The 7,861-nt window shown below is 70.2% G+C and carries 6 protein-coding genes; all 6 read left to right on the top strand.

Annotation, left to right across the window (positions count from 1 at the left end):
- Window positions 1–565 (top strand): aldehyde dehydrogenase family protein (locus IE249_RS39520; RefSeq protein WP_229859965.1); only part of this gene is annotated, 565 nt, incomplete at its 5' end.
- Between the two features lie 20 nt (window positions 566–585).
- Window positions 586–1,674, top strand: a complete 1,089-nt coding sequence (locus tag IE249_RS34700) for a quaternary amine ABC transporter ATP-binding protein (RefSeq protein ID WP_189711377.1) — start codon at window positions 586–588, stop codon at window positions 1,672–1,674.
- Entirely contained in the window at window positions 1,674–3,683 is a 2,010-nt protein-coding gene (locus IE249_RS34705; protein WP_189711379.1) for an ABC transporter permease, read from the top strand. Before IE249_RS34700 ends, IE249_RS34705 begins: the two co-directional genes overlap by 1 nt.
- Before the next feature lie 13 nt (window positions 3,684–3,696).
- Window positions 3,697–4,653 (top strand): ABC transporter substrate-binding protein, encoded by a 957-nt coding sequence (locus IE249_RS34710; protein ID WP_189711382.1) that lies wholly within the window; start codon window positions 3,697–3,699, stop codon window positions 4,651–4,653.
- Window positions 4,654–4,864: 211 nt separating this feature from the next.
- Entirely contained in the window at window positions 4,865–7,303 is a 2,439-nt protein-coding gene (locus tag IE249_RS34715) for a GcvT family protein (RefSeq protein WP_189711384.1), read from the top strand.
- Between the two features lie 22 nt (window positions 7,304–7,325).
- A partial coding sequence (locus IE249_RS39525; RefSeq protein WP_308434441.1) for a tetrahydrofolate dehydrogenase/cyclohydrolase catalytic domain-containing protein occupies window positions 7,326–7,861 on the top strand: 536 nt, incomplete at its 3' end.

The raw sequence follows: 7,861 nt of genomic DNA on the forward strand, positions 1-7,861 counted from the left end.
CGTCCGCCGCGCCCGGCTGATCCGCCTCGGCGGCCCCTTCGACCCCGAGGCCGAGACGGGGCCGCTGATCAGCGCACAGCACCGGGAGAAGGTCGAGGCGTACGTCGCCGCGGGCCTCGCCGAGGGAGCGGTCCTGCGCTGCGGCGGCGAACGCCCCGACGACCCCGCCCTCGCGGGCGGCCACTTCTACCCGCCCACCGTGCTGGACGAATGCCGGCAGGACATGCGCGTGGTGCACGAGGAGTCCTTCGGGCCCGTCCTCACCGTGGAGCGCTTCACCGGCGAGGACGACGCGGTCCGCATCGCCAACGACACCGAGTACGGCCTCGCCGGAGCCGTCTGGACGCAGGACGCGGGCAGGGCCCAGCGGGTCGCCCGCCGGCTGCGCCACGGCACGGTGTGGATCAACGACTACCACCCCTATGTGCCGCAGGCGGAATGGGGTGGCTTCGGGCACTCGGGCGTGGGCCGGGAGCTCGGGCCGACCGGCCTGAACGAGTACCGGGAGTCCAAGCACATATGGCAGAACATCCAACCCCGGCCGCAGCACTGGTTCCGCGGCTGAACGCCGAAAAGAGGTCGATCGTGACCCCCATCCAGACCGAGGTGCCGCAGCGGCGCGGCACTCCCCAGGACTCGGACGGCACGCCGGTCATATCCGTGCGCAAGCTGTGGAAGGTGTTCGGGCCGAAGGCCGAGATGGTGCCGCAGTCCGGGGAACTGTGCTCACTGACCCGCCGTGAGCTGATGGAGCGCACCGGATGCACCGCGGCCGTACGCGACGTCAGCTTCGAGGTGTCGCCGGGCGAGGTCTTCGTCGTCATGGGTCTGTCGGGCTCCGGCAAGTCCACCCTGGTGCGGTGCCTGACCCGGCTGATCGAACCCACCGCCGGTGAGATCGTCTTCGAGGGCGAGGACATCCGCGGCGCCGACGCCAGGCGGCTGCGCGACCTGCGGCGCAAGAAGTTCTCCATGGTCTTCCAGCACTTCGGCCTGCTTCCGCACCGCAGGGTCGTCGACAACGTGGCCTTCGGCCTCGAGATCCGCGGCATGGGCAGGGCGGAGCGCACCAGGAGGGCCATGGAGGTCGTCGAGCTGGTGGGTCTGGCCGGCTACGAGAACTCCTACCCCGATCAGCTCTCCGGCGGTATGCAGCAGCGCGTCGGCCTCGCCCGCGCCCTGGCCGGCGATCCGGACGTCCTCTTCTTCGACGAGCCGTTCTCGGCGCTCGACCCGCTGATCCGCCGCGACATGCAGAGCGAGGTCATCCGGCTGCACCACGAGGTCGGCAAGACCATGGTGTTCATCACCCACGACCTCTCCGAGGCCCTCAAGCTGGGCGACCGCATCCTGATCATGCGCGACGGCATGATGGTCCAGTGCGGCACCGGCGACGAACTCGTCGGCGCCCCCGCCGACGACTACGTACGGGACTTCGTCAAGGACGTGCCGCGCGGCGACGTTCTCACCCTGCGCTGGATCATGCGGCCCGCGCAGCCCGACGACGACCTCGACGGCCCCGAACTCGGCCCGGACGTCGTGGTCAGGGAGGCCACCCGGGCCGTGCTGGCCGCCGAGAAGCCGGTCAAGGTCGTCGAGGACGGCAAGCTGCTCGGCATCGTCGGCGACGAGGAGATCCTCTCGGTGGTCGCCGGGCAGACAGGCGGCGCGTGATGACCGCCGTCATGGAGAAGCCCGAGAAGGCGGACGAGGCCGAGGCCGCGGGGACCGCGACGACCGCCGGCGGTGCTCCGAGGATCCGCCGGTCCATGGTCGTCGGTGTCCTTCTCCTCGTCTGGCTGCTGCTCTTCGCGGTCCTGCGCGGAAAGCAGACCCTGTCCCTCGGGGCGGCCGACCTCACGGGACTGCACCGCTGGTTCAACGACGTCAACGACTCCATCGGGGCGAGCCGCGACTCCAACCCCTTGTTCCTGTACTTCTTCAACGAGATCCGGCTGGTCATCGACAACCTGGTGACCTTCGTCCAGGGCCTGATCTCGCAGCCCACCGGCGGCCGCCCGGTGCCGCAGATCGGCTGGCTCGGCGTCGTGGGGATCGCCGGGTACGTCTCCTGGGCGGTGGGCAACTGGCGGGTGGCGCTGCTGGCCGTGGCCGGGTTCACCTTCTTCGGGCTGCAGGGGCTGTGGCAGGAGAGCATGGACACCCTCGCCCTGACCCTCTCCGCGGTCCTCGTGGCGCTGCTGTTCGCGATCCCGCTCGGTGTGTGGGCGGGGCTGTCCGACCGGGTCAACCGGACCGTGACGCCGTTCCTGGACTTCATGCAGACGATGCCGACCTTCGTCTACCTGGCCCCGATGACGTTGTTCTTCCTCATCGGCCCGGCCTCGGCCACCATCACGACGGTGATCTACGCGGCCCCGCCGGCGATCCGCATCACCGCGCACGCCATCCGTACGGTGCCCCAGAGCACGGTGGAGGCGGGCGACTCGCTGGGCATGACCCGCTGGCAGGCGCTGGTGAAGGTGCTGCTGCCGATGTCCAGGCGGACCGTGGTGATGGGTGTCAACCAGTCGATCATGGCCGCGCTCGCCATGGTGACCATCACCGCCCTGATCGACGCTCCCGGTCTGGGCAAGACGGTCGTGCAGGCGCTGCAGTCGCTGGACGTGGGAACCGCCTTCAACGCGGGCCTGGCCATCGTCGTGATGGCGATCGTCCTGGACCGGGTCACGACCGCGGCCGGCGGACGCGAGGAGGCCGCCCGGCGCTCCGGCAGCCGCTTTCGAGCCTGGCGGCGGCCGTTGCTGGTGGCCGGCGCGGCGGTCACGGCCGTACTGGTCTACCTCTCCCACACCTTCGTGTGGGCTGCGGAGTTCCCCGGGGAGGGCGGCCTCGGAAGCTCGATCGCCCGCGCGGCCGACACGGCGACGACCTGGGCCCAGGACCACCTGTCGGGTCTGACCAACGCCTTCCGCGACGCCCTCACCAACGGGCTGCTCAACCCGTTCCAGGCACTGCTCACCGACTCCCCGTGGTGGCTTGTCGGTGCGGCACTGGTCGGGCTCGGCGTGGTGCTCGGCGGCTGGCGTGCCGGGGTCACCGCGGCCGTGTGCGTGGGCCTGCTGGTCGGCACGGGTGTGTGGTCGGACGCCATGACGACGCTTGCGTCGACGCTGGTGGCGACGGTGCTGGTGATGGTGCTGGGCGCCCTGTTCGGCGTGTGCATGGGGCGCAGCCTGCTGGTGGACCGGATGCTGCGCCCCTCCCTGGACGCCGCGCAGGTCATGCCGCCGTTCGTCTACCTCGTGCCCTTCCTCGCCCTGTTCGGCGCCACCCGGTTCACCGCCATCGTGGCGGCGGTCGTCTACGCGGCGCCCGTCGCGATCAAAATCATCGCGGACGGAGTGCGCAACGTGTCCGGCTCCACCGTGGAGGCGGCCACCTCGGCCGGGTGCAACACCTGGCAGATCATCACCAAGGTCCAACTGCCGATGGCACGCAGCGCCCTGACTCTCGCGACCAACCAGGGTCTGATCTACGTGCTGTCGATGGTTGTTGTGGGCGGCCTGGTAGGTGCCGGCGCCCTCGGCTACGACGTCGTGGCCGGATTCTCGCAGGGAGAGCTGTACGGCAAGGGGCTGGCGGCGGGGTTGGCCATCGTACTGCTCGGAGTCATGTTCGACCGGATCACTCAGGCTGCGGCACGACGCACCAGGGCATAAGGAGCGCGACACCATGGCAAGACACTGGCGAGCCGGCGTGGCCGGCCTGACCTTCCTCGGCCTCACCCTCACGGCCTGCGGAGGGGCGAAGGTCGGCGACAGCTCCTCCGCCGGCTCGGGCGGCAAGTGCGGCAGGTTCAACCTGGCCGTCAACCCCTGGGTGGGCTACGAGGCGGACGCGGCGGTCGTCGCGTACGTCGCGCAGCACGACCTCGGCTGCACGGTCAGCAAGAAGGACCTGAAGGAGGAGATCGCCTGGCAGGGCTTCGGCACCGGTGAGGTCGACGCCGTACTGGAGAACTGGGGACACGACGACCTGAAGAAGAAGTACATCAGCGGCCAGAAGACCGCCGTGGAGGCGGGCCGGACCGGCAACAAGGGCGTCATCGGCTGGTTCGTGCCCCCGTGGCTCGCCAAGGCCCACCCGGACATCACCGACTGGAAGAACCTGAACAAGTACGCCGACAAGTTCAAGACCTCCGAGTCGGGCGGGAAGGGCCAGCTGCTCGACGGGGACCCGTCCTACGTCACCAACGACGCGGCGCTGGTGAAGAACCTGAAGCTGAACTTCAAGGTGGTGTACGCGGGCAGTGAGACCGCGCTCATCCAGGCCTACCGCACCGCGGAGAAGAACAAGCAGTGGCTGATCGGCTACTTCTACGAGCCGCAGTGGTTCATGTCCGAGGTGCCGCTGGTCAAGGTCAGCCTGCCGCCGTACAAGACGGGCTGTGACGCCGACACGGCGAAGGTGGCCTGCGACTACCCCGTCTACGACCTGGACAAGATCGTCAGCGCGAAGTTCGCCACGTCCGGCAGCCCCGCCTACGACCTGGTGAAGAACTTCAACTGGACCAACGACGACCAGAACACCGTGGCCAAGTACATCGCGCAGGACAAGATGTCCCCCGACGCGGCCGCCAAGAAGTGGGTGAAGGCGAACCGCGGCAAGGTCGAGGCCTGGCTCAAGTAGCCGGGCCTGCGGCCCGGTCGAACACGCCCGGCGGGCGGTGCGTTCAGGTGCGCACCGCCCGCCGGGCCTTGCCGCTCTCCGGCCTGTTCACCGAGGTCCGGGCCCTTGACACCCACCTGCACGGAAGGCACATTGAGTTGCGCAACCTGAATCAAGTTGCGTAGACAGAAACTTGATCGGCTCGACTGGTCATCAAACCGGAGGTGCGGCGATGGCGGGACCCCGAGTGGTCATCATCGGAGCGGGCGTCGTGGGGGCGGCCCTCGCGGACGAGATCTCCGCGCGCGGCTGGACCGAGGTGACCGTGGTCGACCAGGGGCCGCTGCCCGCCACCGGGGGCTCCTCCTCGCACGCCCCGGGCCTGGTCTTCCAGACCAACTCCTCCAAGACCATGGCCGAGATGGCCCGCTACACCGTGGAGAAGTTCTGCTCCCTCGACGTCGACGGCGAGCCGTGCTTCCTGCGGGTCGGCGGTCTGGAGGTGGCCACCACACCGGAGCGCCTGACCGAGCTGCGGCGCCGGCACGGCTGGGTCACCGCCTGGGGCATCGAGGCGCGGCTGCTGACGCCCGAGGAGTGCGTGGAGCAGCACCCCCTGGTGAACCGGGACAAGGTCCTCGGCGGTCTCCTGGTTCCCACCGACGGCCTCGCCAAGGCCGTCCTCGCCGTGGAGGCGCAGATCCGCCGGGCCACCGGGCGCGGCGTGCGCTTCCTCGCCCGCCACGAGGTCCTCGACGTCCGGCAGAGCGAGGGACGGGTCACGGGCGTCCTGACCGACAAGGGCGAGATCGCGGCGGACATCGTGGTGTGCTGCGCCGGCATCTGGGGTCCGAAGATCGCCCGCATGGCCGGGATGAACCTGCCGCTGACGCCGCTGGCCCATCAACTGGCCTGGACCGGGCCCGTCCCCGCGCTGGCGGGACAGGAGCAGGAGGCGGTCCGGCCGATCCTGCGCCATCAGGACGCCGACCTCTACTACCGGGACCGCTTCGACCGTCTGGGCATCGGCTACTACGGTCACCGCCCGATGCCGGTCTGCGCCGACGACATCCTCTCCGTGGACGAGGCCGAGCAGATGCCCTCGGTCCTGAAGTTCACCGAGGAGGACTTCGAGGACGCCTGGAGCGAGACCCGGTCCCTTCTCCCGGCGACCGCGGAGGCGAAGATCGAGGAGGGCATCAACGGCCTGTTCTCCTTCACCACCGACAACTTCCCGCTGCTGGGCGAGTCCGCGGAGGTCAAGGGTTTCTGGGTCGCCGAGGCCGTGTGGGTCACGCACTCGGCGGGTGTGGGAAGGGCGATGGCCGAGTGGCTGGTCGACGGCTACTGCTCCTCCTTCGACCTGCACGAGTGCGACGTCAACCGCTTCGAGCCGCACCAGCTCTCCGCCGAGTACGTGCTGGCCCGCGACTGCCAGAACTTCGTCGAGGTCTACGACATCCTCCACCCCTTGCAGCCCTCGGGGCAGCCGCGCCCGATCCGTACCAGTCCCTTCCACGCCCGCCAGCAGGAACTGGGCGCGTTCTTCCTGGAGGCGAACGGCTGGGAGCGCCCGCAGTGGTACGAGGCCAACGCCTCCCTCGTCGAAGGCCGCAGCATCCCGGTCCCCAACGACTGGGCCGCGCGGTACTGGTCGCCGATCGTCGGCGCCGAGGCGCAGCGCACACGTGAGACGGTCGCGATGTACGACATGACGGCCCTCAAGCGCCTGGAAGTGGCCGGTCCCGGTGCCGCCGCCTTCCTGGAGCGGCTGTGCACGGGCAGGGTCGCCAAGTCCGTCGGCTCGGTGACGTACACCCTGCTGCTGAACCACGACGGCGGCATCCGCAGCGACATCACCGTCGCCCGCCTGGGCCGCGACCTCTTCCAGGTCGGCGCCAACGGCAACCTGGACCTCGACTGGTTCACCCGCCACCTTCCCTCCGACGGTACGGTCCAGGTCCGCGACATCACCCCCGGCACCTGCTGCATCGGCCTGTGGGGCCCGCTGGCCCGCAAGGTCCTGCAGCCCCTCACCGACGAGGACTTCTCGGGCGACGGCCTGAAGTACTTCCGAGCCAAGCGCGCCCACATCGGCAGCGTGCCGGTGACGGCGATGCGCCTGTCGTACGTCGGCGAACTGGGCTGGGAGCTCTACACCACCGCCGACCTCGGGCGGAAGCTGTGGGACACCCTGCGGACCGCGGCCGAACCGCTGGGCGGCATCGTCGCCGGCCGGGGCGCCTTCAACAGCCTCCGCCTGGAGAAGGGCTACCGCTCCTTCGGCACCGACATGACCTACGAGCACGATCCCTACGAGGCCGGCGTCGGTTTCGCTGTCAAGTCCGACAAGGAGGAGTTCATCGGCAGGGCCGCCCTCGAGCGCCGCAGGGCCGGCGTGCGGCGCAGGCTGAGCTGCCTCACGGTCGACGACCCCCGTGCCGTGGTCATGGGCAAGGAGCCCGTCTACGACGGCGACCGTCCCGTCGGGTACGTCACCAGCGCCGCCTACGGCTACACCGTGGGCCGGGGCATCGCCTACGCCTGGCTCCCGGTGGATCTCGCCACCCCCGGCACCACCGTCCACATCGGCTACTTCGGCCGGCGCGTCGAGGCGGTCGTCGCCGAGGAGCCCCTGTTCGACCCGACCATGTCCCGCCTGCGGGGCTGACCTTTGGGAAGGTGCACCGCCGGTGACCGCACAACTCCTTGACGGCAGGGCGACCGCCGCCGTGATCCGCCGTGAACTCGCCGACCGGGTGGCCAGGCTGACCGCGGTCGCCGGCCGCCCGCCGGGCCTTGGCACCGTCCTGGTCGGCGACGACCCGGGCAGCCGCGCCTACGTGGCCGGCAAGCACCGCGACTGCGCCCAGATCGGCATCGCCTCCATCCGCCGCCACCTGCCCGCCGACGCCACCCAGCAGCAGGTCGAGGACGTCGTCGGCGAACTCAACGCCGACCCCGCCTGCACCGGCTACATCGTCCAACTGCCGCTCCCCGCGCACCTGGACGCGAACGCCGTCCTGGAACGCATGGATCCCGCCAAGGACGCCGACGGGCTGCACCCCGCCAACCTCGGCCGGCTCGTCCTCGGCGTGGACGCCCCGCTGCCGTGCACCCCGCGCGGCATCGTCGAACTCCTCAGCCGCCACGCGGTCCCGCTCGCCGGGGCGTGCGTGTGCGTGGTCGGCCGGGGCGTCACGGTCGGACGCCCGCTCGGCCTGCTGCT

This window comes from Streptomyces anandii JCM 4720 (assembly GCF_014650655.1).
Taxonomy (GTDB): Bacteria; Actinomycetota; Actinomycetes; order Streptomycetales; family Streptomycetaceae; genus Streptomyces; species Streptomyces anandii.

Bases quoted from the DNA above. Each gene is read 5' to 3' on its own strand.
- IE249_RS34705 (WP_189711379.1), top strand. From the start codon at position 1,674: ATGACCGCCGTCATGGAGAAGCCCGAGAAGGCGGACGAGGCCGAGGCC.
- IE249_RS34710 (WP_189711382.1), top strand. From the start codon at position 3,697: ATGGCAAGACACTGGCGAGCCGGCGTGGCCGGCCTGACCTTCCTCGGC.
- IE249_RS34715 (WP_189711384.1), top strand. From the start codon at position 4,865: ATGGCGGGACCCCGAGTGGTCATCATCGGAGCGGGCGTCGTGGGGGCG.